The organism is Mesorhizobium sp. M0136 (assembly GCF_040322515.1).
Taxonomy (GTDB): Bacteria; Pseudomonadota; Alphaproteobacteria; order Rhizobiales; family Rhizobiaceae; genus Mesorhizobium.
Genome location: NZ_JAMYTP010000009.1, coordinates 1 through 19,429, shown reverse-complemented (window position 1 = coordinate 19,429; position 19,429 = coordinate 1). Strand labels below are relative to the sequence as shown.

The window sequence follows — 19,429 nt, the reverse complement described above, 5'->3', positions numbered from 1 at the left end:
CGCCCCCTCGATCCGTCCTGATGCGGCCCGATGAACTGCGGGATATCAAATCAGCGGCCGACTATGGCCGCGATGACAGGACCATTCGTCGTTGAGCAAAGCGATATGGGATCGGGCGCCAGAGTGGACGAGGTGCGCCCCATCAAAATTAGCCTGCCAGCCTTGGAAATGGTTGCATGGCGAATGGGAGGCGCTGGAGAGGCTGCGCGCCGGCGACAGATCAAATCGATGCTGCGGCCGCGCTCGAGTTTCAAACGGGCAACCGGCGTTGGAGACGGTCGCCCGGCCGCTTCACGTAACGGCGCAGCGGGCGAACGCCGCCGCGTCAACCCAGGGGTAGCACATCGCCGTTCCGATCAAGTTCCTCCGCGACGATACGTCGGCCCGGTTCCTCGACAAGCGCATATCCTCGTCGGGCGCCTCCATAGATTCGTTGAACCAACGACTGGAAAGGATCGGTGTTTCGCGTTCCGTCAGAGTCGCAAGAGCGTGGGGTGAACGGTACTACATCCACACGGCCAGACGCCATTCCAACCGCTGATCCGTCTCGACCGCTTTCGGCCGCCTCGGCCGTTTCGCTAGGTCGCTTCGCCCGGCTTATGGAAGTTCGATCTCGCCGTCCACCACGTGGTTGAGGCCGGTGCCTTCCGCCGTCAGCGTCATGCGGACCTTCAGTTTCTTGCCGCCGATTTGCCCTTCGCGCACCGTCTCCTCGATCTTGCGCTGGGAGGTGACGCCGACTTCCTTCAGGAACTTGCGGATCGACATGTTGACGGCGTCTTCGCTCATGGCGGAACTCCTCTGTATCCGGAAGGGATTGTAAGGGAAGGCAAGGGATCAAGGAAGCAGGACGGTGACGCACGGTTTTATCGAAATAGACCTGGAGCCGGGAGGAGACGTCGGGTCCTTAAACTTGATCGACCCCTGGCAGGAGGAGTGGAACCGATCGACGTCTTGCGCAGAAGGAGCACTATGACGGCCATCTCGGCCTTGCTCTGGCACAACGTGAGCCAGGCCAAGCGCTGTCTCGCCGGAAATTCTTAAGGTGTCGATGACCGGCGCGGCGATTGCCGGTGCAGGTGGGCTTGCTTCCTGCATGACAGGTCAGCCTGCGGCGCGGCGCCGAAACAACCCCAAAGCCTGTGGCGCTTTATTAGGATGTTCCAAACAAACGTCGCCGCTGGGCCGGGTGCTCCCATTTCCTGAAGCCGAATGCATCCGAGATTGTCGCAGGTGAAATCAGCCCCGATGGTTGGTGCCGCTTTTACAAAGCACGGCCTGCCTGATCGGCAGAGCCCAGCGGAGACTTTCGTTGTCTGCTGCGCTGGCGGGTGATGGTCTGCAGGCCTCGCGTCGAGGATGTCGGGTCACATTAGGCATTCGACAAGTCCGGAGTCAGAGCCGAAGTGATCGATCACCTTTCCAACATTTGCCTTCCCGATTGATCCCTCCCGGTGGGTCAAGCAACCCAAATATCAGCGTTCCTCTGGCGGCTTGACGTTCTGGAACTGCATCAGCAGCAGCAGATCATAAATGATTTTGAGTGTGCCGCAGATCAGGAGGGGCCATGCCCGGAACGAGGCAGCGAACAGAGCGCCCGCCAGGGCGGGACTGGCTGCGGCAGCCAAACTGCGAGGTACCGATGTGAAGCTCGCGGCTGCTGCCCGCTCCGCCTCCGTGACGACCGCCATGACGTAAGATGAGCGCGTCGGGACGTCCATCTGCGAAAGCGCGGCACGGATCAGCAGCAGGGCGAGCGCCAGAGGGAGCGTCGGCGCAAGCGCCGCCAGCATCAGGGCGATGCTGGACGGAATGTGTGTGAACACCATCGTGTTGATGAGTCCGATGTGCCGCGACAGCCAGGCGGCAACGGGGAATGAGAACGCCGAAAGGACGCCGGACCAGAAGAAGAAAAAGCCCGCTTCCGAAAGCGACAGGTCGAATTTTTCGAAAAGCCACAGGGCAAGCAACGACTGGACGAGGAAGCCGCCTGCAAAGGCATCAAGGCTAAAAAGGGCCGCAAGCCTGAAAACGATATTCCGCGAGGGGCCAAGCGCGGACGTGCTGCCGGAGTCCGACGTTGGACGGCGCTGCGGGATCTGCGCGTAAAGGAGACCGCCGAGCAGGCCCAGCAACGCATAGAGCACGAACATCGCCTTGATGCCGGTGAGTTGATCGAGGCCGGCTGGAGCCAGAAGATCAGGTGTCGCCGAAGCGAGCGCGCCAACCGCGGCTGCGAGCGCACCCACAAGGCTGTAGCGCGCGAACATCTTGGTCCGCGCGGCGTCGGTGACTTCGCGTGTTAGCACGGCATGCTCTAAGGGCACGAATACGCTGACGCTGCCGGCCGACGGGTTGATGGTGCCTGCGAAGGCGATCACCAAAAGCAGCGCGTAGTCGTGGACGACAGCAAAGGCCACACCCGTGGCGACCATCAGACTGGCGGCGGCAAGCAGGAGTTGGCGGTGATCGTGTCGGGCACCAAGGAGTCCGACGGCGATGGTCAAGAGCGCTGAACCGAGCAGCGATGCGGTTGCAATGATGCCGACCTGCAGAGTCGCGAAGCCTAATGCGAGGAGATAGACCGGCAACAGAACGGCCACGAAGCCGTCGCCCATGTCCCGCAGGGCTCGGGCCGCAAAAAGAAAAGTCGCCGGGCGGATCTGCTGCACTGATCTAGCCTGACCTCATCACCTGCATTGGCGTCACCGGCTTTGGCAGCGTCGCTCGACAGGGCCGGAAGGATCATGACGGAGTCGCATTAGACATTCCAGCGAGGCGAATATCGGATTCAATCCTCGGGCTACCGCCCAACAATGCTGAATCATATCGTGTCAACGGCTTGCAACGACCGAAGACGCAACTGGCGCATATTGCACTTGGCTGTCAAGGTCGGGAAGAAGGGTCGGATCGCGAAGTTCCCCGCCGCATTGAACGTCCCAAGATGGCGCATAGTGCCGTTTCGGAACCGGGTGGACCGGGGGCAGGATCGCCAATCAACCTGAGATCATGTTGCAACCAAGTTCGAATGTCGCGTTGCTGGCAAGTAGAAATGTCGCATTGGGACGTTTCAGGGGTAGGCGCCAAGTCAGGATTGCGGGGTGACGTGCATCCTGGCTTCGCCGTGAGCGCCCGATCGGGGGCGATCAAGTATGGCACTTCGGCTTTACTAGCTTTGAGAGCGGCCACTTGCGCGCGAGCTTCGTTGGCCGGTGTCGGTTGCGGGTGATCCGATATTCGTCCAGCATCGCGACGACATCTGCAATGCGAAGCTTGGCGAAGAGTTTGACAACGCAGATCAGCGCAAGATGTCCGACAGGCTCTCGGGCTTCTTCTCGCCAAGCGAGAGATCAAGGCCGGACAGAAGTTCGACGAGATGGCTTCGCATCAGGTCGGACGCGTTTTGTGCGTCGTGCTTTTCGATGGCATCGACGAGGGCGTGATGGGCGTGGCTTTCGCAGGTGGTGTCGCGGCGGCGCCAGTAGAGCGCGATGATCAGCGACGACCGCGACAGCAGGTCTTTGACGAAACCGGTCAGGATAGAATGGCCGGCGATTTCGGCGATGCCGACATGGAATTTTGCCGACAGCATGATGGCGTCGCTGTCGCGGCCGGCATGCAGGGCCTCGTGCTCTTTTTCGAGATGAAGCCGCAGTTGCGCGATCTCGGCCGGCTTTGCCACTTCGGCGGCAAGCGCCGCGACCTTGGGCTCGATCAGCGCCCGCGCCTCGAACACCTCGCGCGCTTCCTGCTTGGTCGGCTGGGCGACGAACGCGCCGCGGTTCGGCTCGAGCCGAGCCAAGCGGTCATGCGACAGCGCCTGCAGCGCCGCGCGTATCACCGCGCGGCTCACCGAATAGATCGAGGCGAGTTCGTCCTCGGGTAGTTTTGTGCCCGGTGCGAGGCGGTGGCTGACGATGGCGTCGCGCAGGCCGGCATAGACCGGAAACCAGCGCATCGTCGGCTTGTCGCCATCCCGTGGCTTTGGCCCAAGCAGGTCCATCGTCTCATTGTCCCGGCGGCCGGATCGCATAGCGGCACGAACACCGCGTTTCCGGCCGCACATCGAACATCCTGTGTGGGAATGTCAACAATTTTGCACGCATCAGGATACACGGCCGGAGGGCGAAAAGGGCGCAAAGATTCCGGCGAAGGATTTTTCGAGTGGAACCTGGTAGCCGCCGCGCTTTGAGGTCGACAGGCCAAGGCCGACGAGGCTCTCGCAGAGTTTTACTGCGCAGGCGACGCCGTCGAGCACGGGAAGGCTATGTTCGCGGCTGAGCGCGGCGGCGAGGTCGGCCATGCCGGCGCATCCCAGCACAATCGCTTCGGCCCGGTCGTCGCGGATGGCGCGCTCGATCTCCTCCGAAATTCGATGGCGGGCGTTGGAGCCGGGCACTTCGAGCTCCAGAACGGGAACGTCGCTTGCCCGCACCCTGGCGCAGCGGCTGGCGAGGCCGTAGCGAACCAGATTGTGCTCGATCGCCGGCACCGAACGCGACAGCGTCGTCACCACGCTGAATTTGCCGGCAATCAGGCTCGCCATGTGAAACGCCGCTTCGCCGATGCCGACCACCGGCATCTCGCGGACGCAGCGTACTGCGTCGAGGCCGGTGTCGTCGAAGCAGGCGATGACGCAGGCGCTCGCCGCCGGATGTCTCTGGATCTCGCCGATCATTCCCGGGATGGCGAAGACCTCGTCGAAATAGCCTTCGACGCTCGGCGGCCCGTCCTTCGGATTGACGGCGATGATCCTGGTGCCGGCCGTCGCCGCGCGGCGCGCCGCCTCGCCGATCTTTTCGGTCATGGACGCGGTGGTGTTCGGATTGACGACGAGTACGTCCATTTGCGCTTTCATATTTCGCCGCCGAGATAGAGTTTCTTGACCCGGTCGTCGCCAAGCAGCTCAGCCGAATGTCCGGCCAGCGCGATCTTTCCGGTCGTCAGTGCGTAGGCGCGCTGCGAGATGCGCAGCGCCATGCGCGAATTCTGCTCGACCAAGAGAACACTGACCTTTTCGTCGCGATTGATCGCCACGATGGAGCGGGCGATGTCCTGAACGAGCTTCGGCGCGACGCCGAGCGAGGGTTCATCGAGCAGCAGAAGCTTCGGTTTGGCCATCAGCGCCCGCCCGATCACCAGCATCTGCTGTTCGCCGCCGCTCATCGTACCCGCCGTCTGGGAATAGCGTTCCTTCAGGCGCGGGAAGCGCCCGAGCACCATGTCCAGCGTCCTTGCGATTTCGGCCTTGTCGATGCGGGTGAAGGCGCCCATCATCAGATTGTCGCGCACCGTCATGTAGGAAAAGACGCGCCGACCCTCCGGCACCATGGCGATGCCCATCCTGACCAGCTCGTCAGGGCGCGTTCCGTCGATGCGGTGGCCCTGGAAATGAATCTCGCCGCTGCGGACCTTCTTCAGGCCAGTGATGGCGCGCAGGATCGAAGATTTGCCCGCGCCGTTCGCGCCGATTAGCGCGACGGTCTCGCCCTCGTTGACGTTGAGCGATACACCCTTCAGTGCATAGACATGGTCGTAGTAGAGTTCGACGTCGGAGACTTTCAGCAGTTCGCTCATGGCTAAAATCCGATCGTCTCATCTTCGGCGCCGAGGTAGGCCTCGATGACCTTTTCGTTCTCCTGGATTTCCTTCGGCGTTCCCTCGGCGATTTTCACACCGAAGTTCAGGACGACGATTCGGTCGGAAATGTTCATGACGGCGGGCATATCGTGCTCGACCAGCAGGACAGTCACGCCGCGCTTCCGCACGCCGCGCACCATCTCCACCGTGCGCACGGTTTCGTCATGGTTCATGCCAGCGAAGGGCTCGTCGAGCAGAAGGACGGTCGGGTTCGTGGCGAGCCCGATGGCAATCCCGAGCGCGCGCAGATGGCCGTGCGGCAGCGTGCTGGCGATCTCATGCCGTTGCGCGCCGAGACCGAGGAAGTCGATGATCTCGTCGGCCGAGCGGCCGAATTCATCTTCGTCGCGCCGTGCGGTATTCGTGCCGAGATAGAAGCCGGCAAGGCTGGCATTGGAACGCAGGTGATGCGCGATTATGACATTGTCGCGCACCGTCATGCCCTTGAAGATCGTCGTCTCCTGGAACGTGCGCACGACGCCCTTCCGGGCGACGATATGCGGCGCCAGGCCTGAAATCCGCTCTCCCCGGAACAGCACTTCGCCCGAGGTCGGATTGAGAAAAGAGGAAATCAGCTTGAACAGCGTCGATTTGCCGGCGCCGTTGGGGCCGATGACGGAAAGGATCTCGCGTTCGCGGACCGCGAAGGAAACATTGTTGACCGCGACCAGCCCGCCGAAGCGTTTGGTCACTGCCTTGATCTGGAGAAGGTCAGTCATGGTCCTAGCCCTGCTTCTTGCCGAACAGCCGGAGGCTGAGCAGGCCGTTGGGAAGGAACAGCATCAGCGCGATCAGCACCGACGAGAAGATCAGCAACTGGAACTCGCCGGTCTCGAACAGGAAATCCCAGCCGAAATAGAGCACGAAGGTGCCGATCATCGGCCCGAAGACGTAGCTGAGCCCGCCGAGGAAGCAGTTCAGCATGAAGTTCACCGAGTCGGTGACGGTGAAGCTGGACGGATAGATCGACTGAGAGATGGCGACGAACATCGCGCCGCCGAGACCGCCGAGGAACGAGGAGATGGCGTAGGCGATGACGCGCAGATAGGCGATATTGACGCCGATCGAGGAGGCCAGTTCCTCGTTCTGCTGCAACGACTGGCAGAGTTTGCCGATGCGCGAATGGACTAGGCGGTAGAGCGCTGCAAAGCACAGCACCATCAGCACAACCGACACCAGATAGAAGGCGGGACGCGGATTGGCGAGCGTCGCGAAATCCGGAAGGATGGTCAGCCCGAATATCGAGATGCCGCCGGGGAGCGGAATGCTGACCATGCCCTTGGCTCCGTTGGTGATCGGCAGTGCCAGTGCGAGCAGCCGCGCCACTTCGGTCAAAACCAGCGTGACCATGGCGAAATAGACGCCGCGAAGCCTGAGGATGGGCAGCCCGATCAGCACGCTTGCAGCGGCGCAGAATAGCCCAGCCAGCGGCAGTGTCAGCCAGAACGACACACCATACTGGACGACAAGGATGGCCGAAATATAGCCGCCCATAAGCGCGAAGGCACCCTGGCCGATATTGATGCGGCCGATGTAGAAAGTCACCCACACCCCGGCGCTGGCGATGCTGAGCAGCGCGACCGAAGTCAGCGTGTAGTAGAGGTCGAGCCGACCCGTCGCCTCGATCAGCCAGGGCACGCCGATGAGTACGACCAGCAGGAAGACAGCGACGCCGAGGATGTTGCGTGTACGCTTCATGTCGATCACCCCCACGGCTTGCCCATGAGCCCGTTCGGGCGGATGCTCAGGAACACCATCAGCGCGGCGAAGATGACGAGATAAGTGACGTCGCCATATTGGCGTAGCACCGTCAGGCCGACCGATTCCATCATGCCGAGGATGAAGCCGCCGGCGATCGCTCCGCTGACCACGCCGGCGCCGCCGATCATCACCATCAAGAACGCCTTGATCGAGATCGGCCCGCCGATGCCCGAATTGACGCCGGTGATGGCGACCAGCAGCCCGCCGACTATGCCGGCAAGCATGGCGCCGAGCGCAAAGCCGATCATCGAATAGCGGTCGACCTCGACGCCCATAAGCTGTGCCGCGACCCGGTCCTGCGCCAGCGCCCGCATGGCGCGTCCCGGCTTGCTGTACTGCATGAAAAGCACGAAGGAGGCGATGAACAGTATGGCGAGTGCGCCGACCAGCAGCCGGTCGTAAGGCATTATGAGGCTGTCGGAGACGAAGACGCCGTTGACGATCTTCGGCACGCCGCGCTGCTTTTCGCCGAACAGGAGGAGGATCACGGCGTCGAGGAAGAATGCGACCGCCGCCGCGAGAAGCATCGTACTTTCCTCCCGCACGCTTCGCCTAATCACCGTTCTGAAAAGGAATTTCTCGACCAGCGCTCCAATGACCAGCAGCGTGATCCCGGACGCGACGAGCGCGACGACGAAAGGCATGCCGAGCTGGCCATAGACGGTGTAGGTGATGAAGCCACCGAGAACGTACATCTGCCCATGGGCAAAGTTTAGCACGTTCATCAGAGCGAAGATCAGGGTCAGACCGAGCGCGATCAAGGCGTATTGCGCACCAAGATAAAGCCCGTTGGCGATGACTTGTTCCATCAGGATGGTTCCCGGCCATTCAGAGGCTCAAGGCGAATGCACGAGCCTCTGCGGCAATCCGCTTCAGTGCAATTGCGTCAATCGACTTGAGCGACGAAGAGCGTCTCGAACTTGCCGTCGCGGTATTCCGTGACCACCATCGGGACCGAAAGCTGGCGCTTCTGGCCAAACGACGTCATTCCGACATAGGTCAGCTTGGCATCGCCCTTCAGATAGGGATTGGGCGCCGAGAAAGTGTCGATCGTCTTCTTGAACTCCTCGACATTGTCGATCGCGGCCGGATTCGCCTTCAGCGTCTCGATGATGTATTCGAGCGCGTAGACCTTGGTGTTGGACTCGTCATTGTATTCGCCGAACATTTTCGTATAGCGGTCGACGAACTCCTTCATCATGTCGGACGCGATTTCGGGCGTCGATGCGCCGCCGACTGAGATGAAGCCGTTGGCCAACTCGCCCGCGCCCTCTTCCAGCACCTTGGCATCCTGCGCCGTTTCGGTGGAGATCAGACCTTCGTAGCCGAGCTCGCGCGCGGCGCGGATCAGCAGCGGAGCATTGCCGGGCGCGACACCCGAAAGCACCAGCAGGTCCGGTTTTTGCAAAACGATCGGCGTCAGTACCGGCGTGAAGTCGCGGGTATCGTTTTGGTAGACGTCCGTGGCAGCCACAACCTCAAGCCCGAGCGCCTTTGCCGCGGCAACACCGCCATCTCGCTGGCTCAGCGGATCGGATTCGTTGGCGGCGACAAAGGCAACTTTTTTCACGCCCCTGTTTTCCATGAGATATTTGTAGATCGCCGGAGCTGACTGGTAGTTGGCGATCATGCCGAGCACGGCGTTGGACGCCGGCGGGGTGTAGAGTTCCTTCGGGAATGCGTAGGGAAAATAGATGATGCCCTTGGATTCAGCCACAGGACGCACCGCCGCCGCGCCGTCGTCGACATTCGGACCGACGACATAGTGGATGCCCTCCTGGGCCATCTTCTCCATGCCGGCGATCGCCCGCTTCGGGTCCTTCTGATCGTCAAAGGTGACGATTTTGATGTCATAGGTCTCGTCACCAATCTTCACACCTCCGGTTTCGTTGATCCAGGCGGCGCGCGTCTGCATCGAGCGGACGTTGGATGTGCCCCACGCAGCGGCCGCGCCACTCGTCACGCCGACAAAGCCGATCTTGAGTTCCTTGTTGGCGGCTTGCACTGTGATTGTGCCGCCGGCCATGATTGCCAGCGCAGAGACGGCGCCGAGTGCGGCGAATGTGATTATTGAACGTCTGTTGATCATTGTTCTTTCCCCTTTGGAGGCCGCGCATTGTTGCGACAGAACTCGACCGATACGCGGACTTTTGTGAGTCAAGGCTCAAATCAATTATCTGTCAACAAAACTTTTACAGATTGTTGACAATCTTATGCGGTCGTAGATGAAGGACGTAGGACCGAAACGGCTTCGTGTCGGCGAGGGTGCGGCATCCACAAAATAGGATTATATTCCGCCGTCAAGGCACATAGACTTCGTCCCGCCCTCAGCGCATGCTCGTATCGGGGAGCTGAAGGGCAACATGGACGCGATCAACGCACACCGACGAAAGGGCGGCTGTGTTGCCGGCACATTGTAAGCCGTTCCAACGTTAAAATTGTCGGCTTGCTTCCCGCCCCTCGCGACTGCGGGGTGGTCGTTTAATCGATTGACTCGCGTAATGCACCGGCAGTTAATCTCCCCGCCAGGGCAAAAAGAGGGGCTATGAAACTGGGAGCAAACGATGACTATCCAAAAAGAAGACTATCGAACCAACAGAGCCGACTACGCCACAGCTGCGATGCATAGCCGAGCGACCGCTGAGGGCGATCGTGACGATTTGGTGGCGAGGAAAAAGTCCCTGTGGGTAACAGATCGGCGATCTGCAAAATTGGCTGCAAACCCGTCAGAAAGCTCGCCAGAACCCAAGGCAAAAGCGCGCGGTAAGTGAATCGTGCCAGCCACTTTCTTACCGCCGCGTACTTCGTTCGCATGGTTCAAGTACATTAGATTTGTCTAATGTACTAACCGTCAGTCGAGCATTCCCGAACGCTCGCTGGTCAGGCCAAGCGGCCCCCTAACCCAAGCTGCTGGGCCGCCCCCTAAGGAAGTGCGTGTATCCCTGAGGCGGTCGTCGGTGACCCGCCTCCGTACCGCGGCCGGGATCGCAACCACGTCATCGACCCAACGCCCCGCATCGGTACCGCTCAAACGAATGGCAATTTTCTGTCCAGATGCGTTTAGTATCCATTCTCGGGAGACCCACGCGTGGTCGCGTGGGAGACAAGTGACTCCCCTTTAAAGGCATCGAGATGCTACGAGCGCTGAAAAGTCAGTTCCTTAGACCTAAAGATCGGGCGATTTGCCAGCGGGTTGTCGACCAGATAACCGCCGACGCTAAATGGTACAGCACTTCGATAGACGGTCAGATTCTGGTCTCGACCACGCTGAATCTCTTTCAATCAGGGGTCGTAAACGAAACGAATTTGCTGGCACATGTTCGCGCGCGGCGCCACGACTTCACTAAACTGACAGCCTAGCTCCACCCGGGCGGAAACAGCGCGCTAAGCTGCAGCATACACGTTTCCGCAACGAGAAAAGGCGGCAGATCGAGGGTGCCAGCCCTGTTCTGGCTGAGTATCTTGTAGACACCAGCTTGACGCGCTTCAGAACAATGGTCTCGCCGTGCGGATGTTCGTCGAGGTCATCGATTCCGACCCCATGCTCAGCGATCCGGTCAAGAAGCCGGAGACCGGACCGGATGACCGTCGCCCTGGCAGCGCCTTCCACCGGCGCAGCGATCTGCTGTTCGATATAATCCATCTCTGGCTTCGCCATGAGGTTTGTGCCGAGAACGCGGTTGGAGCGCCTGGATCCTTGGCGACGTGATGGTGCATGAGGTCCGACAGAACGGCGTCAACGGTCAGGTCGAATGTTTCCTGATCCCGGTTCCGGCGCTTGTTCGTCCTGAGCCCGACATGGGCCTCGCAGTTCAGGAGCAGCCCGATCGCTTCCTGGACGATAGCCTTGGTGTTCTCCGATGCGGCGAACCGATAGGCATTGAAGGGACTGTCGCGCTCTTCCTCTCCGTCATCGAGTTCGGTCACGATAGGGGTAGTCTGATCCATCTGCAAAATTTCTGGTCTTCAAAATAGCCACCCCGCATACGCGGTCGCATGAACGGCGATAAGCAGGCAAGGTGTCGCGGGAGCGCTCCTCGCTACGCTGCCCTGTCCCGCTTTGCCAGCTTCGCCACGGTCGCCCGAGAGCAGCCCATTACGTCGACAATCTGATTCCAGCTTGCGCCCGTCTTCAGCATCGCCGAGATGGCGGCGTTCCGCTTCGCGTCCTCCTGCCGGCCCCGCATACGCCCGTCGGCCTCGGCCTTCTCGATCCCTTGGACCTGCCTCCTTCTTCGGTCGGTGTAGTCCTTGCGGGCAATGGCTGCGAGCATGTCCAGCATCATACTATTGATCGCCTCGGCCATGCGCCGGGAGAACTCGTCGCCTCCATCACTGACAGCCTGCCAGGATGTCGGCAGGTCCAGTGCCACGACGCGCACCTGCTTCGCCTTCAGGTCGGCTCTCAGCTTCTCCCAATCGGCCTCGTTCAACCGGGAAAGACGATCAACTTGCTCCACCAACAGCACGTCTTGGGGATGACAATCGCGCATGAGCCGATCCAGCTCAGGACGCTTCAAGGTTGCCCCACTCTCGTTCTCTTCATACCAGGCGGCCACCGCCAGACCGCGCTCTTTTGCGAATCGTTCAAGGTCTTCCCTTGCCCGTCCTGCGTCTTATTCCTTGGTTGATGCGCGGAGATAGGCCCTGATGAAAGACATGTTCGGAAACCCTCTTCAGTTCAGTTAAGATGGTTTCCGGTTCGGCTGGTACCGCTGGAGCATACCATACGAGACCGGGCGCCTCGGTGGGTCACTTGGTGAAGGAATAGGGCGTCAGGAACGGCTGACCGTACTGACCGGGCCAAGACCCCAAGAACTTGACGGAATAGCCTTTGAGGAACCCCGGTGTAATGGGGCGCGTCTCGAAGTTCAGCCATGTTTTGGGAGACGGACGCCATGACCGCGAACGATTGCCGAAACGTTGCCCAATACCCGGTCACCCCAAGCTCCATGCCTTTGACAAACCTGAAGCTGAACTGATCTCCCACATTCTTCCGGCCCTGCGACATGGTGTAATCCGCCCCGAGGATGTCCAGAAATGCTTGGGGCAGCCGGCCTTGAAATCGTTCATAGTTTGAATGCCATCGCGCAAACACGCCACCAGCCGGGCCGACAATCTCCCCAGTAACCCAGTGGTGAAGGGCAAACCCATGCGAGCGGCGAAGGTAGTTATTACGGAGGACATGATCGGCCCGTTCGCCGCCAGCACTCCTCCGCCCTTCAACGTAGCGGCCGTCCTCCTTCGGTCTGCCCAGTTCGGCGATTAGGCTGGGATAGTTTCGGTACACAGATTTGATCGACCGCTTGACGTCGTCATGCTGTTCAGCCGTCGTCGGGTTGGGCAGGAAGCGGCTTGCGAACGCCGCGACATCGTCCATCTCGCGTGTGCCTTCAGTGACATTGCTTGCAGGTAGTCACTTCCCCGCCCTTCGGTCGCCACTTTCCATCGAACAGCCCCCTTGGCGGTACGTGGTCGATGTCGACGCCGCGAGCCGATCCGGCACAATAGATGCAGAACGGCTGCTTGCTCCGTAACTTCTGGCTCAGACTCACCATGTTGGGGTCCAACTCTCCGACACAACATGTTATGGCCTCGCTGGCGGAAAGCGAAGGGCGCATGGGGGAGTCTCGCGCGAGCCAGTTATCCGATCCCCCGCTCAGAAATTTCTACCAAACATTCCGCCCCCTTCACACGAAATCGTATGTTGATTTTTTACCACTGTGGATCATCAATGATCGCTTGGGTTTAGCTTGAGGGGGCTCCCAGGATGGGCGATCAACCGAACTCTCCACCCGCCGCAGCTGCCACGAAGGACCTTGTTCAGAAAGTGATCCTGCAAGCCTCTCGCGGTGAAGTCTTATCCGTAAAGGAGACCATCGCAGAGATACGCCGAGACTCTCCGTATCTGCTGGTTACTGACGATGAGCTGGTCTACCTTATAGTCACTGCGGCCCCGGCCTTCGGACTGTCAGTCGCGTTCGACCTCCACGAATAGTCCTCCTGGCAGCCCATTGGTTCGACCTCAGGTGTACGTCGGGACGACCGATCCGGGGTTGTGGGACCAAAGGCGGATCGAGGCGCGCTCTATAGGGTCGAGAGGGCAGGGGGTCCTCGCGCGAGCCAGTAATCCGATCCCCTGCTGAGAAATTTCTACCAAACATTCCGCCCATCATTCAAAGGAACAAATCCGCTCGCGGTGCAGTTCGGTCCTTTTAAGCATGCAGGCCCGAACATGGCTGAAATCGATAAAGCCAAACAGAAGGTTATTGCCGAAGTTGTGCGGCGGTGGATCACTTCAGAGGTAATCCGCAATCACCTTCGCAACCTGCTAAATCTGCCTGTAGAACGGGAGCTGCCGGCTGAGCAAAAGCATTTGCTGCAGGAACTTGATAGGGCCGACAAAGAGTGACTGTATGGCACTCCATTGGTTCTCCCCTCCGGTCCCCGTCAAGACCGAGCGTCCCGGGACCCTTCGCAACGTCAACAACGCCGAGACAGCCGGCGAGGAGCTGCTGAAGTGGACGAAGCGTGGCCCTTGCTGGGACCTCGCGGTGAGCGTTTGCATGGCCGTGATATTCGACGAGATGGAAGCTGAGGAGGCCCGTAAGGCATTCCTGGCTGCCGCTAAGGAGGAGGGTAGGCTTTTTCCTGATTAGCAGGTCGCGTCGCTCTTCGCGCGAGCCAAATTCGATCACCGGCCCAGACATCTCTACCAAACATTCCCACCCCCTCTAATTATCCCTCAATGGCAATCCGGCAGCTTATCCTTAGTAATCTCAACCAAGGCCTTTACCGCCTCCGCCTTTGCAGCTTCGAGGTCCGGGAGATCGGTACCCACAACGTCAAGGAAGACTTTGCCAGTGTCGGTGAAGTCGAAGAAATAGCGCGGCATCCCTACAAACTCAGTAACGCGAGAATGGTTCACGCTTGCGTTGCGATTGGCTGTGCAGCGGGCCCTTGCCGCTCTAATGTGCGCAACGCTAACGAGCGTGACCTGACGTCCAATGATGTCCGCGACATTGGTTAAAAACGTACGCGCCAAGACTCATCGCCCCGATCGGCTTAGAGTTACTTCCGAAAGGAAGCGCTCTCATGCTGCCATTGCCCCACGCCGTCGATCCAAAAGTAGTTGCCGAGATCAACAATCTTCTAGACCAGTACGCCGGGGCGGTACCGGTGCCCGTTCACAAGCTCGCCGCTGTTGTCCGGCTGCGCCTCAGAAGCCATCTTTCCATTGCGACTATTGAGGCGCTGATCGTGGACGAAGCCGAGTGTCGCCACCTGCCCATGCTGTTCGAACTGCCGGCAACACATGCGGCTGTAGTTTCATCTGCTCTGGGCCGTGCGATTTGAAGTTTAGGCGCTCTGCCCGTCTGGCAACGAAAGCGGACCTCTGGCTCGCGAAGCGGTATGCCCACGGCCTTCGATGATGAGCGCAGAGCGGCCCCCTCATGGCAACCATTGGTTCTCCCCTCCGGTGTACGTCAAGACCGACCGACCTGGGGTCACCTACGGCTGCAACAATGTCGAGGGTGCCGCCGAGGAACTCATGAAGTGGACCGAGAGGGGACCGAAGTGGAATCTGGCGGTGCAAGCCTGCAGCGACGCCTTTGAGGGCCGGGTCTCGCCCAACGATGTCCGTAAAGCCTTCGAGGAAGCTGCCGAGGAGGAGGGGGTGCTACGCTAAATCTAGCTAGGTCTCCATTCCGCTTTCCACCGCGTCCCACGTCTGATTACTGGTCGTTCTCAAACATTGGGAGAGAATTTATGTCTGATTTCAAAGTTGGCGATGTCGTAGAGCTAAAGTCTGGCGGTCCTAACATGACGATCAACGAGGCGCAGAGTGCCGGCGGGTTTATGTGTCAATGGTTCAACAACGACGGCGGGGCGTACAAGCTTGAGACCGTCAGGATTAAAGGTGAAATGCTCAAAGCCGTGCCGAAGTAGTCGCCGCACCTTCCTGACAGGGGGTCCCACGTTGCCTTTGATTGTTACGAACGGAGCATTGCCTGATGGCGCTAATCTTGGAGAACGTTACCAAAGCCCAGAACCTCATGAGCAAGATCGGTCCACCCATCTGCCGATGTGGGCTTATTACGGCAGCAACTTCGCGGGCATGTGCCTAGAGTTCGATACTGCTGACCTCATGATCAGTGACTTCCATGCAGAGAAACTGCGCCCGGTGACCTAAGCGCGCAACGCTCTGCCATCGCTCACGCTCGCCGACATGGGGGCGCAGCATCTCGAAGAGGCGGTGATCGCTCGCATCACGCGCAAGCGCGGTGAATGGGCTCACGAGAAGGAATGGCGCTTCGTTACTGGCCAAGCCGGGCCTAAGCACTTTCTCGACGATGCGCTTCGTCGCGTGTTCCTGGGTCCCCGTGTCAAGCCTGAACACACCGCGCGGGTATGCGAGGTGATGGACCGGCGACCGGTGGAGGTGCTGCAGGGGGAAATCAGGGGTTTTGAATTAGCGTTTCGCAGCATTAAGCCAGCTAGGCCGCTGGGCGAATGCGAGCGGGTCGGCATCGGCAAGTTCGATCCCGTGGAGGACCTGTTCGCGGAAGCGGAACTGAAACAGTTTCTGACGGTGCCATTCGAGGCACTTCTTGAGGAATGCCGCCGAACCGCTTCGAGGCCGAACATGGAGGCAATGGCCGGGATTGATCTCGCTGGCAGCAACAGAAACGCCATCTACTTCTGGACGACCTATAAGCTCCGGAGCGGCCGTGAGGTCTTTCACAAGCGTTACTTCGACCGACGATTGCGCCTTGTCCTCGGGAAGGACTAAGTGGGGCCAGAAGACGGGATCGGGAGCATTGCCGTGGAAGGTTTGGACGAAGACACTCGGAAACGGCGGGAGACGCTGACCGCAGTTCAGTATGGCGGGATTTATCCCCCTCACGAAGCGTTCTACATCCAGTCGATCATCTACGCCGAGCCGGCTTTCGCCCTAATGGCCGAGCGTGGCACAGGACGCTATGTCGGGAGCGCCTTTATCACCTTGAACCGGGAGATGCGGGAACGCTTCACTTGCGGCCGAGGAGTATGAAACGTGCGGTGCCCCCCGCCGCAGCGACAGCCTTCGCTATTCCTTCTTGTCGACCAGCGCCCGTAAAGCCGAGACGTCATGCAGCAATAACCTGCTGCCGCGCTTTTCGATCAGGCCTCTCTTGGCGAGGTCGCTCATTTCGCGCGAGACCGCTTCCCTGTGCGTGCTCATCGTTGCCGCCAGCTCGGAATGCGTCGGTGCCGGGCTTATGGACACCTCGCCGTCCACGAGTGCGGCTTTCTCCGCCCGATGCAGGATCTCGACGATCAGCCGTTTTCGCACGACCAGAGTGCTGTATTCGAATACCCGCTCGGTCATGCGCCGGAGCTGGGCAGACAGATGCTCAAGCAGCACCCAGGCAAAAGTCGGGTGGGTCATCACGATATCCCGGAATGCTGTGCCGGACAGCCGTGCAGCGCGGGTTGCCTCCAGCGCGACTACGCTGGCAGAGCGTGCAATCCCGTCAATGCCTCCGAGCTCCCCGAAAATGTCACCCGGTTCGACATCGCGATACGCTATCTCCCTGCCGTCCGCTGAAACCAGTGTCACGCGAGCACGTCCTTCCAGCAGGAAGAAGACATCGCGACCAGTGTCGCCGTGGGAAATGATTAGCTCGTTGTGTCGATAGCTGCGCTCGTGCCACCGTTTGGTCAGCGCGGCGAGGTCGGCATCGCAAAGTCTTGAGATGAAGGCGAGAGAGCCTGTCACAACGGTCTCTTGTTCAATCAAGTGTACTTCACCTTACTGCCTATCCAAGGAAATTTGATGGCCGCAGGCCCCGCATTCCGGGATGCAAACTGGGAGCGGATTTCGCCAATGTTTTCCCCGGTGTGGGAATTCCCACAGCCGAGCCTGGTTCGACTGTCATATCCTTGTTGCAACGTCAGGCCGGCTCGTGTGCAAGCCGGCGAAGGGAAAGGGAACAGTCATGAAATTCTTGGCTCCCGTCACAAAACTTGCTGCGGGGTTTCGCAAATTCGTCGCGCCGCGCTACCGCCCGGAGCTTTATTACATGCGTGGCCCGGGGCCAGCCACCGCCCGCCGTATGGGCACGCCGCGGCAAAACCAATCCATCGACCACTACGCCTAATTTGCCTCGCGGACGGCTGACGCTCTCGCCCGGAGTGCCGTTCGCGCCGTTCCGTACCGGTCAATTCAGATCAATGAAGGGAGGATCTGATCATGGTTATAATTCATGCTGCCGCCATTGGTCCATTTCGCAGGTGGTTACGCCTCCGCGCCGAGCGAAAAGCTCTCTTGTCGGCAACGGACCAGTTGAGCCGTTTACCCGATGACGTCCTTGGCGACATCGGCATCTCACGTGACGAAATCATGTGCGATTTGCGAAGCCGCGCCATCCGTCATGCAGAGGCAGGCGCGGCCGGCACGACGATCGAGCGCACCAGGATCGCTTCGGCCTCGATCCCGAAACGGTTGGCCGCCGGCAGTGGCTACGCCTCGGCCGAGATCCCCTTTGGCTGGTCCACGAGCGCGCGATCGAGCCTTACATCGAGGCTTCGACAAGCAGCGGCGCGCGGACGGGACCTTCGAACGGCACTACACCTGCGACCCCAAGGACTGGATGTTGACCGACGGGAGCTGGGGAGGATCTCAAAATGATCATGTCAGTTGTTAAGTCCCTCGCGCCTGTGACGCTCGGCACCGTGCTGATCGCAATCAGTCCGGCTTCATTGTCGGCTTCTGACGCTCAGGACCTCGCGTTCGCTCACGCTGACATGCCAATCAAACAGCTGAAAGACGTCTATTTGGATTGCGAGCGGGGAGGCCGCCGGTGCGCTGGGGACGGACGATGTGATGTACTGTTCGATGCGCGAGTTCCGACTAGGCGCGCGATAGCAGTTTGCGCGTAATCAACGATGCATGGCCTTCTGCACCGTGCGACGCGGCCCTGCGATCGACCACTTCGAACCATGTTTGGACCGCGCACTTCGCCGATCAGCGCAGTAACCAACCCGCGGAGTTCCGCGAGCGACAGCCTTCAAACGAATCAGTCGGTGGTAGCGTCACGCATAGGGTGAATCACGAACGCGCTCGCCTGCAAACCCCTTCGCCCGGAAATCTGCCCCGGTTACGCGGTTCGCCAGCAGACTGAGAAGGAGCGGCTTCAGCCGATCGCCGATGCTATTTGTTATCTTTGTGCCGAATGGCAGCTTTGCGCCCCGATTTCGCCCGTTCGACTATATCGTTCGAACTCCCGAAAGCTGTCGGGGCTCCGGCCCTCTCAAACCCTCCACCGCCGTTGTCGCGCATGTGCCGCGTGCCACCTGCCGTGCTTTCAGCGAGCCGACCTTACCTCCAGTCTGGAACCTAGCAGTCGCCCAACTGGTTCAACCTTCCGCCACGGCCGGGCAGGGGAGGGGCGTGCAAAACGGTAGGCGCGACCTAAGAAACGGTCGCGGTTCGAGTCGGTAGAGGGATACCGCCAATACAGTGCTGTGACCGAGTTCGTTTGCTGACGGGGCCTCTTAATCAGCGCAAATAAGTCCGACTCCGGACTCTGCAACCAGTTTCAGCATAAATCACTAATAGTCGCGATCTGACCAAAGCGCCGCCGGAAAAAAACGGCAAGGCCTTTTCCACGGCAGGTTTGGCGAAGCGCGGAAGGGCACTCGGCCGCCCACGTAACCGGCATGCACGGTGAAGACGAGAAGGACGCTCTTCCAAGCGCGGAGTTCGAATCCTCCCTCACCGAAAACGGCGTATTCGCGGCACGTCAGCTTACGACACAAATATGCGGGGTTGATGGTTCGACCTGGTAGATGGCAGAGATCAACTTCGGCCTCGCTAAGCGAAGTCGTGGGGTTTATCCGACAGCGGAATCAGGATACGCGACGAGCGCCCCGTGCCGGGTCAACCTCGCCGTCGGCAAGTACCGATCGGTGCGGAACCAAGCGGATTCACGCTTGTCGGCAGCGGACGCCGGCGGTGGCGATCAGCACCCGAGCAGGCTCC

The 19,429-nt window shown here is 60.0% G+C and carries 22 protein-coding genes and 2 pseudogenes; 9 read left to right on the top strand and 15 right to left on the bottom strand.

Annotation, left to right across the window (positions count from 1 at the left end; genetic code table 11):
* Positions 1-297: 297 nt before the first annotated feature.
* From NKJ35_RS30900 to NKJ35_RS12830, 10 genes and pseudogenes are all read right to left on the bottom strand, one after another.
* Positions 298-418: pseudogene (locus NKJ35_RS30900) on the bottom strand (AAA family ATPase); the annotation flags it as partial.
* Between the two features lie 179 nt (positions 419-597).
* Complete coding sequence (locus NKJ35_RS12870; RefSeq protein WP_023679340.1) at positions 598-789, bottom strand: DUF6494 family protein; 192 nt, start codon at positions 787-789, stop codon at positions 598-600.
* 686 nt (positions 790-1,475) lie between these two features.
* Positions 1,476-2,618, bottom strand: a complete 1,143-nt coding sequence (locus tag NKJ35_RS12865; protein WP_352647719.1) for an MFS transporter — start codon at positions 2,616-2,618, stop codon at positions 1,476-1,478.
* A gap of 680 nt (positions 2,619-3,298) precedes the next feature.
* Positions 3,299-4,003, bottom strand: coding sequence for a GntR family transcriptional regulator (locus tag NKJ35_RS12860; protein WP_352478397.1), 705 nt, complete (start codon positions 4,001-4,003; stop codon positions 3,299-3,301).
* A 102-nt stretch (positions 4,004-4,105) separates the two neighbouring features.
* Complete coding sequence (locus tag NKJ35_RS12855; protein WP_352647454.1) at positions 4,106-4,846, bottom strand: aspartate/glutamate racemase family protein; 741 nt, start codon at positions 4,844-4,846, stop codon at positions 4,106-4,108.
* 8 nt (positions 4,847-4,854) lie between these two features.
* A complete protein-coding gene (locus NKJ35_RS12850) occupies positions 4,855-5,577 on the bottom strand; it encodes an ABC transporter ATP-binding protein (RefSeq protein ID WP_352478401.1) in 723 nt (240 codons plus the stop codon).
* Positions 5,578-5,579: 2 nt separating this feature from the next.
* Complete coding sequence (locus NKJ35_RS12845; protein ID WP_352647452.1) at positions 5,580-6,359, bottom strand: ABC transporter ATP-binding protein; 780 nt, start codon at positions 6,357-6,359, stop codon at positions 5,580-5,582.
* A gap of 4 nt (positions 6,360-6,363) precedes the next feature.
* Positions 6,364-7,338, bottom strand: coding sequence for a branched-chain amino acid ABC transporter permease (locus NKJ35_RS12840; protein ID WP_352647449.1), 975 nt, complete (start codon positions 7,336-7,338; stop codon positions 6,364-6,366).
* A gap of 5 nt (positions 7,339-7,343) precedes the next feature.
* Positions 7,344-8,210, bottom strand: coding sequence for a branched-chain amino acid ABC transporter permease (locus NKJ35_RS12835; RefSeq protein ID WP_352478406.1), 867 nt, complete (start codon positions 8,208-8,210; stop codon positions 7,344-7,346).
* A gap of 77 nt (positions 8,211-8,287) precedes the next feature.
* On the bottom strand, positions 8,288-9,490 hold the full coding sequence (locus NKJ35_RS12830; RefSeq protein WP_352478408.1) for an ABC transporter substrate-binding protein: 1,203 nt from the start codon (positions 9,488-9,490) through the stop codon (positions 8,288-8,290).
* A 475-nt stretch (positions 9,491-9,965) separates the two neighbouring features.
* Between NKJ35_RS12830 and NKJ35_RS12825 the strand changes: the two genes are divergently transcribed.
* On the top strand, positions 9,966-10,172 hold the full coding sequence (locus NKJ35_RS12825) for a hypothetical protein (RefSeq protein WP_352647446.1): 207 nt from the start codon (positions 9,966-9,968) through the stop codon (positions 10,170-10,172).
* Positions 10,173-10,887: 715 nt separating this feature from the next.
* Here NKJ35_RS12825 and NKJ35_RS12820 read toward each other — a convergent pair.
* The 3 genes and pseudogenes from NKJ35_RS12820 to NKJ35_RS12810 form a co-directional block, all read right to left on the bottom strand.
* A complete protein-coding gene (locus tag NKJ35_RS12820) occupies positions 10,888-11,349 on the bottom strand; it encodes a hypothetical protein (RefSeq protein WP_352647444.1) in 462 nt (153 codons plus the stop codon).
* A 92-nt stretch (positions 11,350-11,441) separates the two neighbouring features.
* Positions 11,442-12,062: pseudogene (locus NKJ35_RS12815) on the bottom strand (recombinase family protein).
* 20 nt (positions 12,063-12,082) lie between these two features.
* Positions 12,083-12,781 (bottom strand): hypothetical protein, encoded by a 699-nt coding sequence (locus NKJ35_RS12810; protein ID WP_352647442.1) that lies wholly within the window; start codon positions 12,779-12,781, stop codon positions 12,083-12,085.
* An 855-nt stretch (positions 12,782-13,636) separates the two neighbouring features.
* Between NKJ35_RS12810 and NKJ35_RS12805 the strand changes: the two genes are divergently transcribed.
* The gene (locus NKJ35_RS12805) at positions 13,637-13,813 is read left to right on the top strand and encodes a hypothetical protein (protein ID WP_352478410.1); all 177 of its coding nucleotides are present in this window, start codon (positions 13,637-13,639) and stop codon (positions 13,811-13,813) included.
* 4 nt (positions 13,814-13,817) lie between these two features.
* Positions 13,818-14,060, top strand: a complete 243-nt coding sequence (locus tag NKJ35_RS12800) for a DUF982 domain-containing protein (protein WP_352478412.1) — start codon at positions 13,818-13,820, stop codon at positions 14,058-14,060.
* Positions 14,061-14,146: 86 nt separating this feature from the next.
* On the opposite strand, the gene NKJ35_RS12795 is transcribed toward NKJ35_RS12800, so the two are convergent.
* The gene (locus NKJ35_RS12795) at positions 14,147-14,446 is read right to left on the bottom strand and encodes a DUF6894 family protein (protein WP_352647440.1); all 300 of its coding nucleotides are present in this window, start codon (positions 14,444-14,446) and stop codon (positions 14,147-14,149) included.
* A 50-nt stretch (positions 14,447-14,496) separates the two neighbouring features.
* Between NKJ35_RS12795 and NKJ35_RS12790 the strand changes: the two genes are divergently transcribed.
* From NKJ35_RS12790 to NKJ35_RS12770, 5 genes are all read left to right on the top strand, one after another.
* Positions 14,497-14,757 (top strand): hypothetical protein, encoded by a 261-nt coding sequence (locus tag NKJ35_RS12790; RefSeq protein ID WP_352478416.1) that lies wholly within the window; start codon positions 14,497-14,499, stop codon positions 14,755-14,757.
* Between the two features lie 124 nt (positions 14,758-14,881).
* The gene (locus NKJ35_RS12785) at positions 14,882-15,091 is read left to right on the top strand and encodes a DUF982 domain-containing protein (RefSeq protein WP_352647438.1); all 210 of its coding nucleotides are present in this window, start codon (positions 14,882-14,884) and stop codon (positions 15,089-15,091) included.
* An 80-nt stretch (positions 15,092-15,171) separates the two neighbouring features.
* Positions 15,172-15,351 (top strand): YodC family protein, encoded by a 180-nt coding sequence (locus tag NKJ35_RS12780; protein WP_352478420.1) that lies wholly within the window; start codon positions 15,172-15,174, stop codon positions 15,349-15,351.
* Positions 15,352-15,631: 280 nt separating this feature from the next.
* Positions 15,632-16,195, top strand: coding sequence for a hypothetical protein (locus NKJ35_RS12775; RefSeq protein WP_352647436.1), 564 nt, complete (start codon positions 15,632-15,634; stop codon positions 16,193-16,195).
* 33 nt (positions 16,196-16,228) lie between these two features.
* The gene (locus tag NKJ35_RS12770; RefSeq protein WP_352506240.1) at positions 16,229-16,456 is read left to right on the top strand and encodes a hypothetical protein; all 228 of its coding nucleotides are present in this window, start codon (positions 16,229-16,231) and stop codon (positions 16,454-16,456) included.
* Positions 16,457-16,492: 36 nt separating this feature from the next.
* Here NKJ35_RS12770 and NKJ35_RS12765 read toward each other — a convergent pair whose 3' ends face one another.
* Entirely contained in the window at positions 16,493-17,164 is a 672-nt protein-coding gene (locus NKJ35_RS12765) for a Crp/Fnr family transcriptional regulator (protein ID WP_352478425.1), read from the bottom strand.
* 220 nt (positions 17,165-17,384) lie between these two features.
* Here NKJ35_RS12765 and NKJ35_RS12760 point away from each other — a divergent pair, with 220 nt between their 5' ends.
* On the top strand, positions 17,385-17,546 hold the full coding sequence (locus NKJ35_RS12760) for a hypothetical protein (RefSeq protein WP_167522729.1): 162 nt from the start codon (positions 17,385-17,387) through the stop codon (positions 17,544-17,546).
* The last annotated feature ends 1,883 nt before the right edge of the window (positions 17,547-19,429 follow it).